15 protein-coding genes are annotated in these 18,601 nt (G+C 38.6%); 5 read left to right on the top strand and 10 right to left on the bottom strand.

The features are described from left to right. Positions 1 to 7: 7 nt before the first annotated feature. A complete protein-coding gene (locus B4A24_RS08085) occupies positions 8 to 1,132 on the bottom strand; it encodes a glycoside hydrolase family protein (protein WP_293944237.1) in 1,125 nt (374 codons plus the stop codon). Positions 1,133 to 1,685: 553 nt separating this feature from the next. Here B4A24_RS08085 and hemW point away from each other — a divergent pair. Both hemW and B4A24_RS08075 read left to right on the top strand, forming a co-directional pair. Continuing rightward, on the top strand, positions 1,686 to 2,816 hold the full coding sequence (gene hemW, locus B4A24_RS08080) for a radical SAM family heme chaperone HemW (protein WP_312399967.1): 1,131 nt from the start codon (positions 1,686 to 1,688) through the stop codon (positions 2,814 to 2,816). A gap of 134 nt (positions 2,817 to 2,950) precedes the next feature. Then, on the top strand, positions 2,951 to 4,399 hold the full coding sequence (locus B4A24_RS08075) for a glyceraldehyde-3-phosphate dehydrogenase (protein WP_293944236.1): 1,449 nt from the start codon (positions 2,951 to 2,953) through the stop codon (positions 4,397 to 4,399). A gap of 56 nt (positions 4,400 to 4,455) precedes the next feature. Here the strand turns inward: B4A24_RS08075 and B4A24_RS08070 are convergent, their stop codons facing one another. Further along, a complete protein-coding gene (locus B4A24_RS08070; RefSeq protein WP_293944234.1) occupies positions 4,456 to 5,694 on the bottom strand; it encodes a 3-deoxy-D-manno-octulosonic acid transferase in 1,239 nt (412 codons plus the stop codon). A gap of 66 nt (positions 5,695 to 5,760) precedes the next feature. Between B4A24_RS08070 and B4A24_RS08065 the strand changes: the two genes are divergently transcribed. Then, positions 5,761 to 6,753, top strand: coding sequence for a UDP-glucuronic acid decarboxylase family protein (locus B4A24_RS08065; protein ID WP_293944232.1), 993 nt, complete (start codon positions 5,761 to 5,763; stop codon positions 6,751 to 6,753). After that, positions 6,753 to 7,784: a UDP-glucose 4-epimerase GalE gene (gene galE / locus B4A24_RS08060; RefSeq protein WP_293944230.1), complete on the top strand. Its 1,032-nt coding sequence runs from the start codon at positions 6,753 to 6,755 to the stop codon at positions 7,782 to 7,784. Before B4A24_RS08065 ends, galE begins: the two co-directional genes overlap by 1 nt. Positions 7,785 to 8,215: 431 nt before the next feature. Here the strand turns inward: galE and B4A24_RS08055 are convergent, their stop codons facing one another. From B4A24_RS08055 to B4A24_RS08020, 8 genes are all read right to left on the bottom strand, one after another. Then, positions 8,216 to 9,958: a tetratricopeptide repeat protein gene (locus B4A24_RS08055; RefSeq protein WP_293944228.1), complete on the bottom strand. Its 1,743-nt coding sequence runs from the start codon at positions 9,956 to 9,958 to the stop codon at positions 8,216 to 8,218. Between the two features lie 86 nt (positions 9,959 to 10,044). Continuing rightward, a complete protein-coding gene (locus tag B4A24_RS08050; protein WP_293944227.1) occupies positions 10,045 to 10,653 on the bottom strand; it encodes a 5-formyltetrahydrofolate cyclo-ligase in 609 nt (202 codons plus the stop codon). Positions 10,654 to 10,816: 163 nt separating this feature from the next. Then, positions 10,817 to 11,377 carry an elongation factor P gene (efp, locus tag B4A24_RS08045; protein WP_209577505.1) on the bottom strand — a complete coding sequence of 187 codons (561 nt, stop codon included), beginning with the start codon at positions 11,375 to 11,377 and terminating at the stop codon, positions 10,817 to 10,819. 84 nt (positions 11,378 to 11,461) lie between these two features. Continuing rightward, a complete protein-coding gene (locus B4A24_RS08040) occupies positions 11,462 to 12,085 on the bottom strand; it encodes an ABC transporter ATP-binding protein (RefSeq protein ID WP_172392378.1) in 624 nt (207 codons plus the stop codon). 23 nt (positions 12,086 to 12,108) lie between these two features. Further along, positions 12,109 to 12,897 (bottom strand): acyl-ACP--UDP-N-acetylglucosamine O-acyltransferase, encoded by a 789-nt coding sequence (gene lpxA, locus B4A24_RS08035; RefSeq protein ID WP_046674771.1) that lies wholly within the window; start codon positions 12,895 to 12,897, stop codon positions 12,109 to 12,111. 10 nt (positions 12,898 to 12,907) lie between these two features. Beyond that, positions 12,908 to 14,308, bottom strand: coding sequence for a bifunctional UDP-3-O-[3-hydroxymyristoyl] N-acetylglucosamine deacetylase/3-hydroxyacyl-ACP dehydratase (locus B4A24_RS08030; protein WP_293944457.1), 1,401 nt, complete (start codon positions 14,306 to 14,308; stop codon positions 12,908 to 12,910). A 143-nt stretch (positions 14,309 to 14,451) separates the two neighbouring features. Then, positions 14,452 to 15,492, bottom strand: coding sequence for a UDP-3-O-(3-hydroxymyristoyl)glucosamine N-acyltransferase (gene lpxD / locus B4A24_RS08025; protein WP_172392379.1), 1,041 nt, complete (start codon positions 15,490 to 15,492; stop codon positions 14,452 to 14,454). A gap of 33 nt (positions 15,493 to 15,525) precedes the next feature. Further along, the gene (locus tag B4A24_RS08020) at positions 15,526 to 16,776 is read right to left on the bottom strand and encodes an HD domain-containing protein (RefSeq protein ID WP_293944224.1); all 1,251 of its coding nucleotides are present in this window, start codon (positions 16,774 to 16,776) and stop codon (positions 15,526 to 15,528) included. 265 nt (positions 16,777 to 17,041) lie between these two features. Here B4A24_RS08020 and B4A24_RS08015 point away from each other — a divergent pair, with 265 nt between their 5' ends. Further along, entirely contained in the window at positions 17,042 to 18,595 is a 1,554-nt protein-coding gene (locus B4A24_RS08015; protein WP_172392381.1) for a bifunctional response regulator/alkaline phosphatase family protein, read from the top strand. Positions 18,596 to 18,601: the final 6 nt, after the last annotated feature.

Raw genomic sequence — 18,601 nt, 5'->3', positions numbered from 1 at the left:
TCTAAATTTAAGAGACTTTCAATGGAATAACCATATTCCAGGTACGTTCAAACTGATAAGGCTGGTCCCCATCTCCTGTCGCTGCAAAAAGGTGTGTGGGTTTTCCGTTTTCAAATAGTAGAAACGGTCGTTCAAAATTGGCCTGATTACTAACGCTGCCATCATTCCAACGAATAACTTTGGAATAGGCTTTTACGGCCTTCGACAAATGCCAATCAATGCCATCATGAGAATATGCATGGATGCCGCCGCCCTCCTCGCCACAGATCTTTCCATAGCGATCTTTCATAATTAATTCAAAATGCCGACCATTATGCCATACAAAAGGATCTTCCACATCGTTTTCGTGATTTTGGTCGGTATGAAAAGAAAAAATAGGCTTATCGGATAAACGCAGATACGGCCCCAGAAACGATTCCGCTTGCGCTGCCCCTAACAACAACGGAGGATTATAATTCACCGGTGATGATTTATAAATCAGATAGACCTTTCCATTCGGTAGGACTACTGGCGAAGGATTGGAGGTAATAGAGGCATCCCATTCTCCTTGCCTCGGATTTAAAATTGGCTGGTCCACCCGTTTCCAGGGGCCTGAGATTGACTTGGAGTAGGCCATCCCGATACGTTTGTGCATCCAGGCTTTCTGTCCCAGGCCTGATTCCCATACATTTTCAGAATAGTTGGGATTGGGTTCCTCATAATTATTCCCAAAATAATAAAGCACATAATAGTCTCCATTTTTAACAATGCGGGGATTATGTGTTGTGCAACCATCAAAGTATTTTTTTCCACGGGCAGGCAAAACAACTTCAACAAATTCATAAGGCCCGGCCGCAGTATCAGAAATTGCCCGCACAACTTCAGAATTGGTTACCCAGTTGCCAAAACCATATTTTTTGGACCAGCGTGACGCAAACATGTGATATTTGCCATCCTCCCCTTTAATAACAGAAGGATCCCAGATCCAAAAATCTGCCATAGCAAATCCTCCGCCTCTTGGTGCTGGAAGTAGTTTATCAATAAATGCTTCTTCATGACGGTTGCTTATCGCAAACCCCTGTTGTGAAAGGAGTAAAATGCTGGAAGCACCGATAACATTTTTCAGAAAATCGCGACGGGATGAATCTTTCATTGGTTTAAGTTTTTGATCATTACTATACTTAATTGGTTTAACGGACTGCCACAACAGCTGCTTAGGTCTTTACTAAATAAATTCCCTTCTTCTTCCCTATTCAATATCCCCAACTATTAATTTGCGCGATATCGTATTTTTGAAATAGATTTTTCGATCATTTTTCCTCCGTGGGCTTTCGATTTATATTTGGTCCTTTTCTAAGCAAATTCCGACCTGACAACAAGATAAAAAATAACCACCTTGTTATCAACTTCTTTGAACCTTATTTCACGACCATTTCTAATAAAATCTCAAAAACGCCCTTTTTCAACGTAAGGATAATTTCTTCAAGCTAAATTTGAGTGCATTAACGCCCTGATCTAGAAGAAAGTCCATCGAATAAACTCAGGAGTGATTCTTAGCATGTTATTAATTCAAGCAAGAAGACAGCTAGAAGGGAGCCCAATAAACCTTGTTGAAATGAGATCCTATCAATAGGCGGAAAGAAGAAAAATGCGAATAAACTCCGAAGTTGGACAGAAGTTGGTCCCGTCTTGGTATATTTGTGGACATGATTTACATCCATATCCCATTCTGCAAACAGGCTTGTCATTATTGTGATTTCCATTTCAGTACTTCACTGCAATATAAGACTGAAATGGTAAATACTCTGATACGGGAAATCGAATTGAGGTCTCCCTATTTGGAAGATAAAAGAATCGAATCCATCTATTTTGGCGGTGGAACCCCTTCATTATTGGATGCCGACGAAATCTCAAGGATCATTGATGCCATTGCGCAACGTTTTGAAATCAGCAATAGTGCCGAGATAACATTGGAGGCTAACCCTGATGACCTCAATGCCACAAAAGTGAATGCATTAAGATCGACTCCGGTGAATAGATTTAGTATAGGCATACAATCTTTTTTTGAGGAAGACCTCAAATGGATGAACAGGGCCCATACCAGACAAGAAGCATCCGCAGCAATCATGCGTGTTCAGGATGCAGGATTTGAAAATATCACTTGCGATCTAATTTATGGCTATCCATTACTGACAGATGAAAAATGGCGCTACAATATGCAACAGTTGATCGATTTTGCAATCCCCCATATTTCTTCTTATTCGATGACGGTAGAAACAAAAACGGCATTAGACCATTTCATCAAAAAGGGACTAAGTCCGGCCATTGATTCGGATCAAGCCGCAGATCAAATGAATCTTCTGATCGAAACATTGAAGGATGCAGGCTATGAACAATATGAAATTTCCAATTTTGCAAAAAACCATCTATATGCAAGGCACAATACAAATTATTGGAAAGGAAAGCATTATCTCGGCATTGGTCCTTCAGCCCATTCATTCAATGGAAACTCAAGATCCTGGAATATCGCCAATAACGCAAAGTACATCGGCTCGATACAAATGAATCAGCTTCCCTTGGAAATTGAACATCTCTCTGAACGCGACCAGATTAACGAGTGTATCATGACTTCACTCCGCACCATGTGGGGACTTGATCTTGATCTTCTAGAAAAGAATTTTGGCTATTCTGTCAAAAATAAAATTGTGGAAGATGCCGCTGTATTTGTCGAGAAGCAGCAAGTAAGTTTAGACAACAATAAATTAAGATTAACCGAGACGGGGAAATTGATGGCGGATCATATTATGTCCGAATTATTTATAATTGAAAATTATTAACAAAATAGCCTTAAAAATTATAAAAATAACAATAATAAACCTACAATTATTTGAATAATTGCCAAAATGAAAATTGAATCGTTTTTATAGTTCCGTTTATACTATGTTTGTACCATAATCTATTATAAAATATTATGTTACATAGTCCTTCTTTTGATGTAGAAATCAAAAGGTACAAAGAACAGCAGAATGCTGCCGTAGAACTCGTTCAAATTGTTAGTAGCCTTTGGTATAATCAAGCTGTTGAACTCGTTTTATTTAGAGAGCAGCTCGTTGATGAAAAGGTCAGTGTGATTCTCAACCACATTCGGGAAACTAGAATCCTTACCAACCATACACTGAGCATATCTGACGTTTTAAACACTGCCCGGGTATTAGCAAATTCAAACCTTCCTCCCGCTCGAATTGATATTGGCAAACTTACTGCAAAAAGCATCAATCACGGTGTCAATGGACTGGAATTATCTGCTTTTATTTTTAATGAATTAAAAGGAATTCATGATTATCAGGAACTAAAGCCCCGGGATGTTGTGCTTTATGGCTTCGGTCGAATTGGCCGCCTGCTGGCACGTGAACTCATTAACAAATCGGGCTCTGGCCAGCAACTTCGTTTGCGGGCTATTGTTACAAGGGATGCGAATGATACCAAATCCTTGTTAAAACGGGCCGCACTTCTAAAAAGCGATTCCATACATGGAGAATTTGAAGGGGAAGTCTACACGGACCCCGAAAATAACGCGCTAATTATTAATGGTATCACGGTCAACGTTATCTCCGCAAAACAACCTGAAGATATTGATTATACAGCATACGACATCAATAATGCATTGGTTATTGATAATACAGGTGCCTTTCGCGATGAAAAAGAACTTGCCCGTCATTTAGCTTCTAAAGGCGCTTCGCAAGTACTGTTGACGGCACCCGGCAAAGGTGTACCCAATATCGTCTACGGTGTAAATGAGAACACTATTGACTTGGAAAAACAGGCTATTTTTTCAGCGGCTTCCTGTACGACGAATGCAATTGCCCCCGTTTTGTCTGTTATCGAAGAAAAAATAGGCGTCATCAAAGGTCATATAGAAACCATACACTCGTATACGAACGATCAAAATCTGGTTGATAATATGCACAAAAAATCCAGAAGAGGCCGTGCTGCGGCGTTGAATATGGTCATTACTGAGACCGGTGCTGGAAGTGCTGTTTCAAAAGTCCTTCCAACATTAACCGATAAATTGACGTCCAACGCCATCCGGGTTCCGGTACCTAATGGATCACTGGCCATATTAAATTTAGAACTTAATTCGCCTACATCTGTTGAGCAAATAAACATGTTTCTTAAAGATCGATCTTTAGAAGGCAATCTGGTTGAACAAATTGCCTTCTCCAATAACAATGAACTCGTATCTACCGATATTATCGGAACCACAGCAGCTTCGGTCATTGATGGACCAGCTACGATTGTTTCCGCTGACGGTAAAAACATTGTACTCTATGTATGGTACGACAATGAATATGGATATTCGCATCAAGTCATGCGCTTATCGCGGCATATTGCGGGTGTAAGGAGATATACCTACTATTAAAATCCAATTTTCACAATAACAAGGGGCGGTCAGGTTAGATTGGTCGCCCTTTTTCTTTATAAATTGGCATTTTTCAAATATTTCATGATTATGGGGGTCGCTCCGGCTTTTTGTTGTACGTATTGACGGGCAGCTTTACCTGCTTCCATCCGCTTTGATTGATCTTGCAAATCTTGATAGCGATCCATCAGCCCCTTTATATCCGTGAACGAAAAGCCACCACCTTGCTCAATAAGATCTTTCGCTTCCTGAAATTTCTTAAAATTGGGTCCAAATAATACCGGAACACCATAGGTTGCCGCCTCCAGCGTATTATGGATGCCCACTCCAAATCCTCCCCCGATATAAGCGAATTGACCATAACCATACAAAGAAGATAATAGTCCAATATTGTCTATGATCAATACCTTGCCCTCCGTTAGCGCGATGCTATCATAGGTAGCGATCTTCGAAAAACGGAGTGCTGCCGGCCAAAGGGTTAGTATGCTGGAGATGCGAGCATCATTGATCTCATGTGGGGCGATGATCAACTTATGTTCCTGATATCGCTGGAACAATTCTCTTAATAATTTTTCATCTTCGGGCCAAGTGCTGCCGGCCACGACAACCGGTGCAGTGCGAACGAAATCTGTTATAGCTGGAATTTCCTTACGGGATTTGGGAAGATCAATCACACGATCAAAACGGGTATCACCTGCCAGTCCCGCATTTCGAATACCATATTCTTTTAATAAACGTAGGCTTTCTTCATTCTGGACAAAGAAATACGTCACAAAGCTCAAAATCTTTAGAAAAAAGGAACCATAAGCTTGAAAGAAAATTTGCTCAGGCCTAAAAATTGCAGAGACAAGATATAGGGGAATCGACCGACTATGCAAACCTTCAAAATAATAATACCAATATTCATATTTTGTAAAAACTGTAAATGTTGGTTTGATCAGATCCAAAAATAGCTGTGCATTCCTGGAGGTATCATAAGGTAAATAAAAAACATGGTCGGCCAAGTTCGTATTTTTCCTTATCTCATAGCCCGAAGGGGAATAAAATGTTACAATTATTTTATGGTCCAAATAATTATTTTTTACGGCCTCCAAAACCGGTCTTCCCTGTTCAAATTCGCCCAGCGAAGCGAAATGAAACCAGATATGTTTTTGGGTAGAGTCAACCGATTGTTTCATCCGTAAATACCAATCTTTTCGTCCAGTTACCATGAGGCGTGCTTTGGCGTGAAAAGGGGCCAAAATACGCAATAAGAGTCCATAAAGAAAGATTCCAATTGAATAAAGCAAACGCATGTTGTTAAAATAATGTTTATCTTAGTCAAAGATATCAAACCCATTTCATTAATAAGGAACCATTGAGTGGAAAATAAGCATCGCAAACGGATTTTGATCACAGGAGCAGCCGGCTTCCTTGGTTCCCATCTTTGCGATCGGTTTATTGCCGAAGGTTACGCTGTTATCGGGATGGATAATCTGATCACCGGAGACTTACAGAATATCGCGCATTTGTTCAAACTCGAAAATTTTGACTTTTACCATCACGATGTTTCAAAATTCGTCTATGTGCCGGGACACCTGGATTACATTTTACATTTTGCCTCTCCGGCCAGTCCCGTTGACTATCTCAAAATCCCTATCCAAACACTCAAAGTTGGTTCGTTAGGCACTCATAATCTCCTAGGCCTGGCAAGGGCAAAGCAAGCCCGCATATTAGTAGCATCTACCTCAGAAGTGTATGGTGACCCCTTGATTTCGCCACAGTCTGAAGATTATTGGGGCAATGTCAATCCTGTTGGCCCAAGAGGGGTTTATGATGAAGCCAAACGATTTCAGGAAGCGATTACCATGGCCTATCACAATGCGCATGGGCTTGATACACGTATTGTAAGGATATTTAACACTTTTGGTTCAAGAATGCGCCTCAATGACGGACGTGCTATTCCCACTTTTATAGCCCAGGCTATTCGTGGTGAAGACATTACCATTTTTGGCGATGGCACTCAAACACGATCATTCTGTTATATCGATGATCAAATCGAGGGCATTTATCGGTTGTTGCATTCCAATTGTATACAACCGATAAACATAGGCAACCCCGACGAAATATCGTTATTACAGCTTGCTCAGGAGATCGTACATTTAACAGGCAGCTCAAGCAAGATCAGCCACAGACCATTACCTATAGACGACCCGAAACAACGTAAACCAGATATTGGTATGGCAAAGGCAAAGTTAAATTGGCAGCCTCAAATAGACCGGAAACTCGGTTTAGAAAAAACCATAGATTTTTACAGGGAGGTTCCATTGGAAACCCTATCACATAAAGATTTTACTTACTATAATAAAAAATAATGAACAAAAAAATATTAGTCACAGGCGGAACAGGCTATATTGGTTCTCACACAGTTGTCGAACTACATCAGGCAGGATATATTCCCGTAATCATTGATGATCTTTCCAATTCGAATATCAAGATTTTGGATCAAATCGAAAAGATCATCGGGATTAAACCTGAATTTCACCAATTCGATCTTTGTGACACGGATAAAGTAAATGAATTTGTAAAAAATAACGGCGATATTTCTGGTATTATTCATTTTGCGGCATCGAAAGCCGTAGGGGAATCGGTTCAAAATCCTTTAAAATACTACCACAATAATTTTTTCTCCTTGATTAATATCTTGGAATCATACCGTGAGAAGCCAATCAATTTTGTTTTCTCTTCGAGCTGTACGGTTTACGGCGAGCCAGACTCACTTCCTGTTAATGAAAGTGCTCCGGTTAAAAAAGCGGCTTCACCTTATGGCAATACAAAACAAATTGCAGAAGAGATTTTGGAAGAAACAGCTATTGCATACGATAACTATAACATTATCGCATTACGCTACTTCAATCCAGTGGGTGCTCATGAATCTGCACTAATAGGCGAGTTGCCAAATGGTGTACCACAAAACCTGCTGCCATTCATTACGCAGACCGCTATCGGTAAAAGAGAAAAACTAACAGTGTTTGGAGACGATTATGATACAACTGATGGCTCTTGTGTCCGGGACTATATTCATGTGGTTGATTTGGCTAAAGCACACGTCGCTGCAATCAAATTATTGGAAAAAGGTAACCCTAACGGTAAATATGATGTATTCAATGTGGGTACCGGCAATGGCTACTCCGTACTTGAAGCCATCAAAGCTTTTGAAAAAGCTTCCGGCCAAAAATTGAATTATGAAATTGGCCCACGTCGGGATGGTGATATCATCAAGGTTTACGGTGATGTGACCAAATCCGCTGAACAGTTGCATTGGAAAGCTGAATTGGGCATCGATGAAATGATGGCTTCGGCTTGGGCATGGGAAAAAAATCTGAAAGAAAATCCGTTGGATTAGATAGCTACTCTTTGAGTTTTTAAGAAAGCACTATAAAGTCTTTATGTCATATGACCGTCTCCTGAGACGGTCATATTTTTAGCTAAGATGAGTTGCTTTCATCTTGTTCCTTTTCGCAAACTTCTCTTAGACGGGAGCAAAATCGAATGGCCCTCATATGTCTTTGATCAGCATCATTTCGGTGGTTCTACTTACACTTCATCAGCCTTATTCTTGAATATATTGGTCAGCTTTCTTCCCAATTTTCATCTGTCCATCAATAAAAATCTTTCAAAAGAAATATATTAGCCAAATGAAATGCCTTATAAAAAATCTTAAGAGACAGAAAAGCTGATTTTAATTGCTACTCCGTCCCTAGAAAAAACGAAAATCTATATGCCATGAATTCACTTGTTTGAATGATGTATGTAGGACGATCAAGAAATCCCCCTTTAGACAAGCTCTTTATCAGAAATATAGTCCATCAACATTTCGGCCTGCCCACCCAATTTCTTTTTCAAGCGTTGCATTGACTTTTTGATCGCATCAGGAGTAACACCCAAAACATTAGCGACTTCTCTATTATTCAGGCCCATTTTCATCAGCACAATCACCCGCAGATTAGATTCGGTAATATCAGGAAACTTAGTCTGAATATCTTGCAGCACGTTGGGAAATTCCTTTGCTAGCAAAAATTTGAATTCCTGCCACTTCTCGTCCGTTATAAGATGGGAATGCAAAAGTGTTTTCAGTTCATCTCTGTCTTTCGCACTTGTCTCACCCATTTCGTCGAGCATAGAAGAAAGAAGATTAATCTGTTCATTATTACGCTTCAGATATACCATATACTCTTCTATCTGGCTTTTGGAGCTCGTTAATTCCTTATCCAATTCAGCTTTTGTATACTTGAGATTCAACAACTGGTATTCGTACTCCCGTATACGTTTCTTCGCACGGTATCGAAAAGTATTATAAATAAAAAAAGATAATATCAATACAAATACACTTAGTGTCACCCACAATCTGGTCTCTGCCTGTTTCTTCTTAATTAATGCTTGCGCCAATGAGAGCTTATCAGCATATTTTTGCTTGTCAGCCATAAATTTTAATTGCGACAAAACAGGATCCCCATCTAAGAATCGTAATGAATCTTGGAGCTGCTCAATTCGCCGCCGTGCATTTAGCTCTTGCTTCAAATCATGATTTTGAACGGCGAGATTCAACTTATGCCCCTCTAACTCAAGTATAGTTTTCTTATCGTCGGCACCTTCCAATAAGTGTTCGGTTTCCCGGATCATTTGATGTACCGCTCGATTTGATCCCATGGTAATACTTAAGCGAATCCGCAGCATTAAAGCAAAAATGGTATTTTTATTATTCCCAAGCGATTTTGAAATTTCTAGATCTTTATCTAAAAGCGACAGTGCCTTTTGATAATCTTTCCTTCCTTCGTGAATCAGCGCTTGATTGCCTAACGTCTTCGCATAGCGGAGGGAATCTTTTTCGGAAAGTGCCAATTTCTGAGCAAGTTCAAAATTTTGCATTGCCTGCGCAGTATCCCCACCACTTTTTAAAGTTAATAAGCCCAAATTATCTAAGATCTCTGCTTTCAATTTTGGAGAAATCCCCTGCTGCTGCTTGCCGAGTTCCAAATATTTGATTCCCGATCGATAGTCCCCTAAAGATCCAAAGAAATAGCCTAGCTTTTTGTACGTCTGCGTCAGCTCCAAAACGAGTTCCTTTGGTATATCTTCTAAACCTTTTTCCCCCTCCAATAGTAAAGGAAGTGCCTCCGATGCCTTTAAACATCTATACAGATAAAACCCGTACATCACTTTTACCCAAGATTTGACATTCTGGTAATTATATTCTTTTTCAAGATCGAGCGCCTTTAAATAATATTTGTCACTAAAGCTATTTCTTCCACCTTCGGTATCAAAAGATTGATCCGCTAGCAAGCAATAATAAATTGCAAGCAGTGCATTGTCGTTTTTTCGGATTGCCTGATTGAAATATGGTGTTAGGTATCTGCTCAGCGCTGAACTAGATGTCTGATGCTTATGCGACTCCCGGATAAATGTCTCGTAAAAATTCTTTTCTTCTTCAGAGGAATTCGAATCCATCAGATCCATTCCAAAAGCAGCACGACCGGATATTATGATGGCAAAAAAAAGTATAAGAAAAAGTCTCAGCATAATGGCATGGAAGTCGAATTTTAGCCTAAAAATAAAAAATAATTTTAAATACACCTTGAATCTATAAAATAAACATCGTGCTGATTTCACCAAACACCATGTGAGCTATTGCTTTCATCAGAATCAAAACAATAAATATGAGATGGAGTAATTGCTTTAGTCAGTATTACGTCGTATTCATTCCTATCAGATATTTTTTCAATCGGGTCAAAAAAAGATAGTCCCACACGTTGTACTTTCGTAGCACACTGTGCAAAAAAACGATCATAAAATCCTTTTCCATAACCAACTCTATAACCCTCGGTATCAAATACAAGCAAAGGGACCACAATAAAATCAATAAGCGATGGCAATACTGCAGTTCCCGAAACAGGCTCCGGAATTCCCCATTCATTCTTCTCAAATACCGTTTGATGATTAAGAATATAATGCTGCATGGAATAGTCCACAAAGTTTGAACGGGAAACAACTAAGGTGATTTTCGGAAAAAATTCCTTCACATAATTTATGATGGAATAGGTGTCTGGCTCATGATATTTTTCAATGGGTAGAAAAACATGCATATATTGGACGCTCGCTAGTTCAATTTTCTGAAATTGCGACAGTAATTTACGATTAAGACTTTCCTCCTCTGCCTTGGAAAGCTGGCATCTTTTCACTTTAAATTCCTGTCTTAATTCCTTTTTAGATTTCATGCCTAAATATATATCTTTTATTTCATCAATAAGGCGAGCAATAAATGAATTGACTTTTTCCTTATTGTTTATAATAATGTAGATAATTGAAACTAGCAAAAAAAACGGCCTTGTAGCGAGCGCTATCAAGACCGAATAATCAACCTAAACCTAAAATCTTATATTACTTTACGCGCTCGATATAATTTCCTGTTTGCGTATCGACTCTTACTTTCTCTCCCTGGTTAATGAATAAAGGCACCATAATCTCTACTCCTGTTTCTACAGTAGCTTTTTTCAAGGCATTTGTAGATGTATCACCCTTCACGGCAGGCTCAGTATATGTAATTTCCAATTCAACACTTTTGGGTGCCTCCGCCATAATAGGCTCATCACTTTCAAAAGCAATAATGACAGTCATTCCTTCTTTCAAGAAACGTGCTGAATCACCAAATAAAAATTTGGGAATATTGAATTGCTCATATGTACTATTGTCCATGACAACAAAGAATTCGCCATCTTCGTAAAGGTATTGATAATCATTCGTTTCAACACGTGCTATCTCTACGCTCTCATCAACTCTAAAACGATATTCAACTAATTTTCCAGTCTTCACATTACGCATTCGTGCTTGATAGAAAGCGCGCAAGTTACCTGGTGTACGGTGTATATATTCTTCTACAGAGACTAGCTCTCCATTAAATCTTAAAATATTTCCTGATTTTACCTCTGATGCCTTAGCCATTTTTTGAATTGAACTTTAAACGGTTATCTCATTATTGAGTCGTCAAAAATACAAAAACTAATTGTGTTATAAAAATTTCATTCGTTACTTTTTGAAGTCGGCAATTGAAATAGTTTCGTCACAGAATTCGTATTCTTTTTTTTGATTTGAGCAAATAATAAACAATCTAAAATCGAGCTTGGTACGATCTATTAAATCCAGATACCATTCCTCTCCTTCACTGTCTAGGTTGCTTGTGGGTTCATCCAATAAGACTAACTTTGAATCGGAACAGCAGGCTAAAACTAATTTAACCCGTTGACGCATACCCGATGAAAAATGTTTTATTTCTTTATCTAAGGCGCTTGCTAATCCTAGCAAATTCAAAACACGTTCTTTATCAAAACCTTGGAGGTAACTTTTAAACCGAAAATGAAAATCGATCAATTCACGTAAGGTAAATTCTTCAATCAACTCGATATATGGTGCTGCAATGGACAGCTCTTGATAAACCGCATCTATACCAATGGTATTCGTCTCCATGGTATAAAGCAATTCACCTTGCGAAGGTGATAAGCTGCCAGAAAGAACCTTCAACAAGGTCGATTTTCCAGAACCATTTTGACCGAGGACAGCATAGCTTTTCCCGGACTCAAAACGATAATTAATATGCCTGAAAATCCATTCGCTGTTATATCTTCGACCTATATCCTTTAAAGTTATTTCCAAAGCTATACGATTCGGTAATGCAATTACATTGCTCTATTATTGAATCCCTTCATGATACCTCTACCCGAATTACGGATGAAATCTAAAATTTCATCACGGATTTCCGTTGCCTGATATTCAGCTTCAATAATTTCTATTGCCTTAGCTAGATTTCGATTCTGAACAAATAGAATGCGGTAAAGATTTTGAATTTCGGCAATCTGTTCTTCAGAAAAGCCTCTTCTACGCAATCCTACGGAATTAATTCCGGCATATGAAATCGGCTCACGAGCTGCTTTCACAAAAGGAGGGATATCTTTACGTACTAAGGATCCACCAGTAACAAATGCATGTGAACCAATTTTCACAAATTGATGCACAGCCACCATTCCGGCTAAAACAACATAATCTCCAACGGTAATATGCCCAGCTAGTGTACTATTATTGGAAAAAACACAATTATCACCCACTTCACAATCGTGTGCAACGTGGCTATAAGCTTGAATCAAACAATTTTTACCAATGACAGTTTTATATCGATCCTTTGTACCTCGATTGATTGTTACGCATTCCCGAATAGTAGTATTATCACCAATTTCTGCAGTTGTAACCTCACCATCAAATTTCAAGTCTTGCGGTTCACCAGAAATTACGGCACCGGGATATATCTTACAGTTCTTTCCAATCCGAGCTCCATCCATAATGGTCACGTTTGAGCCAATCCAAGTACCTTCTCCAATGACAACGTCTTTGTAAATGGTTACAAATGGTTCAATGACCACATTTTTAGCAATCTTTGCTTCTGGATGAATATAAGCTAATGGCTGTATCATCTATACTTCTTTAGTTGTTATTTACTCTTACGATCTGTGCCATAAGCTCTGCTTCGCAGACAATTTTTTCTCCCACCATGGCCACACCCTTCATTTTAGCAATGCCTCTCCGGATCGGTTCCATTAAATCACATCTAAAAATAACGGAATCCCCTGGAGTGACTTGTGCTTTAAAACGCGCATTCTCGATTTTGAGAAATAACGTCAACCAGTTTTCTGGATCTGGGACAGTCTTTAATACGAGGATACCACCAGTCTGTGCCATCGCTTCTATTTGCAGTACACCAGGAAATAAAGGTGCTCCAGGAAAATGTCCCATAAATAAGTCTTCATTCATGGTCACATTCTTTAATCCCACAACATGTGTCTCAGTTAATTCTAGGATTTTATCGACCATGAGCATTGGTTGACGATGAGGAAGGATTTTCATAATCTCCACCGTATCATACAATGCTGGCATATTCGGATCGTAAACTTTAATTTTTTTACGTGTTTTATCTTTCTTGATCTGCTCTTTTATTTTCTTTGCAAACGCAACGTTTGCAGCATGTCCCGGACGGGCAGCCATAATATGGCCCTTCAAAGGTCTTCCAACTAAAGCCAGATCACCCACCATGTCCAACAATTTATGTCGAGCAGGTTCATTCTGATGACGCAGTTGATTATTATTCAGGATACCTTCTTTTGCAACGGCAACAGTCTCCTTATGAAAAAGATGGGCCAGTTTTTGCAGTTCCTCGGGAGAAGTTTCTTTATCAACAATGACAATTGCATTACTAAGATCCCCCCCTTTGATGAGCCCGTGATCCACAAGCATCTCCAATTCATGTAGAAAACAAAACGTACGTGACGAAGCAATTTCTGCTTTGAAATCTTCAATAGATGTAATCGCAGCGTGTTGACTACCCAAAACAGGTGAGTTAAAATCTATCATACAAGTCAAACGGTAACCATCCATAGGCATTCCTAAGATCTCGACTTTACGTTCTGGCTCTGCATAATGAATATTATTAGAAATTTCATAATAATCTCTATCTGCATCCTGCTCTTCAAACCCCGCTTCCTCCAACAATTTTACAAAAATTGCCGCACTTCCATCCAATATTGGAATTTCAGGACCATCGATATCAATTAGAACGTTGTCGATTTGCAGACCAATTAATGATGCCATTAAATGTTCAATTGTACTAACACTTGCTCCATTTTGAGAAATAGTGGTTCCTCTGGAAGTGTCTGTGACATTATCTGCATCAACCAAAATCTCAGGCTGACCTTCTAAATCTACACGTCTGAACTTAAACCAGTGATTTTCCGGGGCTGGTTTGATCGTCATCGATACAATCTTTCCTGTATGAAGACCTACCCCTGAAATTTCAACCTCGTTTTTGATGGTTCTCTGTTTCACATTCATTTCTAATAACATATTTTTAAATCAAAACTTCTTTTGACAAAACCATCATGAGATTATAATAATATATCGAAATAGTAGCAATCTAAGACTGCTCATGATAGCTTCATTACAATTAAATAACAGTTTATTTCAATGAAAAAAGATTATTTTAACTTCGATTCTACTAATTTCTCCAACTCCTGGATCCTTTTCTCCAATTCTGGAAGACGTGCAAATATTACATTGGAGCGCAACTGAGGCTGATAGGGCATTACCGGTGTTCCGCCCCATTTCTTTCCTTCTTCTTTAATTGACCTATTAACCCCCGATTGAGCCTGGATCTGGGAGCCCTTAGCGACAACAATATGTCCTACGACACCAACCTGTCCACCTAAAACCACATGTTCTCCAATTTTTGAACTTCCCGAAATTCCTGTCTGTGCGGCAATGACGGTGTTTTTACCAATATCTACGTTGTGTGCTATCTGAATTAAGTTATCCAATTTGACACCGTCACGCACAATAGTAGCTCCCATTGTAGCTCTATCAATCACCGTATTAGCACCAATCTCGACATTGTCTTCTATCTGAACATAACCTATTTGTGGAACCTTCTTATAAGTACCATCTTCTTGCGGGGCAAAACCAAAACCATCCGATCCAATCACAACGCCGGAATGAACAACCACATTCTTACCCACTTTACAATCATGATAGACCTTCACTCCTGGATAAAGCGTAGTATTGTCATCTATGGTGACTTTGTCCCCTATAAATACTTGTGGATAGATCTTCACATTATCTCCGATCTTTGCGCCTCTACCTATATAAGCAAATGCGCCAATATAGCCTCCGGCCCCTATTGTTGCTTCGGGATGTATAAAGCAAGGCTCTTCACGTCCGCTTTTGTCAAGACGAAATTCATTATACATATTCAATATCGTAGAGAAAGCCGCATAAGCATTCTTTACACGAATAATGGTCAATGTAGGCTTGGGTGCTTGCGCCAATTGCAAATCTTCATTCACAATGACAATAGAAGCATCTGTTGTGTAAATAAAATGCTCATATTTTGGATTTGACAAAAAAGAAAGATCGCCTTTTTTACCTTCCTCAATTTTGGCAAGGTTACCTACGGTAACTTCTGGATTCCCCTCAATCCGTCCTTCTAATAATGTCCCTATTTGTTGAGCAGTAAATTGCATGGTACAAATCTATGTTTTTTTATTAAAAAATAACTATCCGATAGAAGGAATTGCAATATATCCTACCTCTTTTGGATAACATAATGCATATTTGGATACATTTTTAGACAATGCTTCTAAATTTCCAAGATCGGATGCTTCGGTAATATCAATAAGCTCGCCCGACTTCAATAATATCTTGATCTGATCGTTTGAGGGATTATATGCGCGATTTTGAATTTCTTGCGTAAATACATAATAATGGATATCTTCCCTTCTTATACCCAAAGACTCTTGGACTGTATTTTTTACTAGATCAAGATAGTCTGCTGAAAAAGGTTTATTACTCATAATTGAGCGATATAGGTCCCTTTTCATAATTCGCTGGCACATTTTACTCAAAATCTCATCTTCATGTTGTTCCCATGTTTTTATTGCTGACATAATATCCGTATCATCTAAACGAGTAAACCAGTCTAAATGCAACGGGTCATCCAAAAAATTTGTCCGATCAATCTGCTGGCTCAAAAACCAATGGAACGCTGGAGTAGAAAAAAGTTTTACGCCAGTCGCTGTCAAATATTTCGCCCTTTGTAAAATCTTAATCAATAATTGCTCCGCTCCGATAACTGTTTTATGTAAATACACTTGCCAATACATCAGCCTCCGTGCGATAAGAAATTTTTCCACGGAATAAAGGCCTTTATATTCAACGACGATTTCGTCACCAACAACATTTAACATCTTGATAATCCGGTCAAATGAAATGACTCCCTCAGAAACGCCTGTAAAAAAACTATCTCTGTTCAAATAATCCATTCGGTCAACGTCTAATTGGCTAGACACAAGTTGATGGAGGAATTTCCGCTCATATTGATTATTAAAAATAGCAATGGCGAGGCTCAATCTTCCGTCTAGATCTCGATTCATGCGATCCATCAGTAACGAAGAAAGCAATTCATGGGAAACGCCAGCAATCAAACTATGCTCTAAAGAATGAGAAAAAGGGCCATGCCCTATATCATGCAACAAAATAGCCGCCAAGACTGCCTCTTCCTCAAGCGCTGAAATTTCTATTCCCTTACTACGAAGTGTTTCCAATGCCATTGCCATTAGATGCATCGCTCCAATCGCATGCTGAAAGCGTGTATGTAGTGCTCCTGGATAAACTAAGTGAGTCATACTCACTTGTTTAATATAACGAAGTCGCTGAAAATAGGGATGCTGTACAAGGTCAAAGACCAACCCTGTAGGAATGGCAACAAACCCATATACAGGATCATTGATGATTTTATTCTTGTTCAATGCGGCGATAAATTAATGCTACTTTTCAACATATTAAATTGAAAACCTAGTTTTTAAAACACAAACTTATGGTTATCACTAATATAAACTTAAAACAAAGATAGTTAGTTCATCGTTAAGAAATGTTAAAAATAAATCTGAAGCACGATATTTGCTTATGTTAGCAATATTGAAATCCATTCAATAACCGAGGTATTTTCTTTTGTTACAATTTAATCTGAGTAACACTATCAACCTCTCTTAAATAATAGACATATATAACAAGATGCAAAAAACACATATTCTCTGGGCTGATGACGAAATTGACTTTTTAAAACCTCATATTTTATTTCTAGAAAGTAAGGGGTATAAAGTCGATACCGTCAATAATGGAAATGATGCGGTAGAAGCCTTTAAAAATGGTTTTTTTCATTTAATATTTCTAGATGAAAACATGCCCGGGCTAACTGGCCTTGAAACCCTTGCTATCATCAAATCCATCAATCCCACTGTTCCGATCGTACTTGTAACCAAAAACGAAGAGGAACATGTCATGGAAGATGCCATTGGTTCTAAAATAGATGATTATCTAATCAAACCGGTAAATCCCAAGCAGATTTTGATGACAATAAAAAAACTTACTGAGAATAAACGTATTGTCAATGAAAAAACTTCCATGGCCTATCAGCAAGATTTTCGCAATCTAGGCATGATATTAAACGACAACTTAGATTTCAAGCAATGGTCAGAAGTTTATAAAAAACTAGTTTATTGGGAACTGTCGCTCGAAAAACTCGAAGACAATAATATGCATGAAATATTGACGATGCAAAAGTCCGAGGCAAATATGCAGTTCTCGAAATTTGTTGAAAACAACTATATCAATTGGATCAACCATCCCGAGAATGCACCTATTCTATCCCATCAGCTGTTTAAAAAGAAAGTATTTCCAGTACTCGACGAGGATGTTGCTACTTTTTTTGTCTTGATAGACAATTTACGTTTTGATCAATGGAAAATCATCAACGAGGTAATCACGGATTATTTTAGACTGGAAGAGGAGATAAATTATTTCTCGATTTTGCCCACTGCAACTCAATATGCAAGAAATGCGATTTTCAGCGGCTTAACACCGTTGGAAATGGAAAAACGATTCCCTAAATTATGGCAGAATGACGAAGATGAAGGGGGAAAGAACTTGTATGAAGACAAGTTTCTGGATGATCAGATCAAACGATTATACCGTAAACCGATAAAACATTCCTACACAAAAGTTTTAACCCTCGAACAAGGAAAGGACGTTTTAGATAATCTGGGAAATATGATGCATAACCAGCTCAATATCCTAGTTTACAATTTTGTAGACATGTTGTCCCATGCGCGAACAGATAGCTCCATGATCCGTGAGCTGGCTAATGATGAAGCGGCGTATCGTTCGCTTACATTATCTTGGTTTGAGCATTCTCCTCTTTTAGAAGCTTTAAAATGGCTTTCACAGAAAAAAGTACGTGTAATTATCACAACTGACCACGGGACTATTCGGGTCAAAAAACCAAGTAAAATCGTTGGAGATAGAAACACAAATACAAACCTTAGATATAAACAAGGAAAAAATTTAAACTACATTGAAAAAGATGTGTTTACAATCAAGAATCCCCATGATGCGCAACTGCCCAAACTCCATGTTAGCTCTACGTATGTATTCGCGAAAGAAGATTCTTACTTTGTTTATCCCAACAATTACAATCAATTTGTTAATTATTTTAACGGAACATTCCAACATGGAGGAATTTCATTGGAAGAAATGATCATCCCCTTTGCGACATACCTCCCGAAATAGTAATTT

Origin of the sequence: Sphingobacterium sp. UBA7249, from assembly GCF_002472835.1 — a bacterium.
GTDB lineage: Bacteria > Bacteroidota > Bacteroidia > Sphingobacteriales > Sphingobacteriaceae > Sphingobacterium > Sphingobacterium prati.
This window is presented reverse-complemented; position numbering and strand designations above follow the sequence as displayed.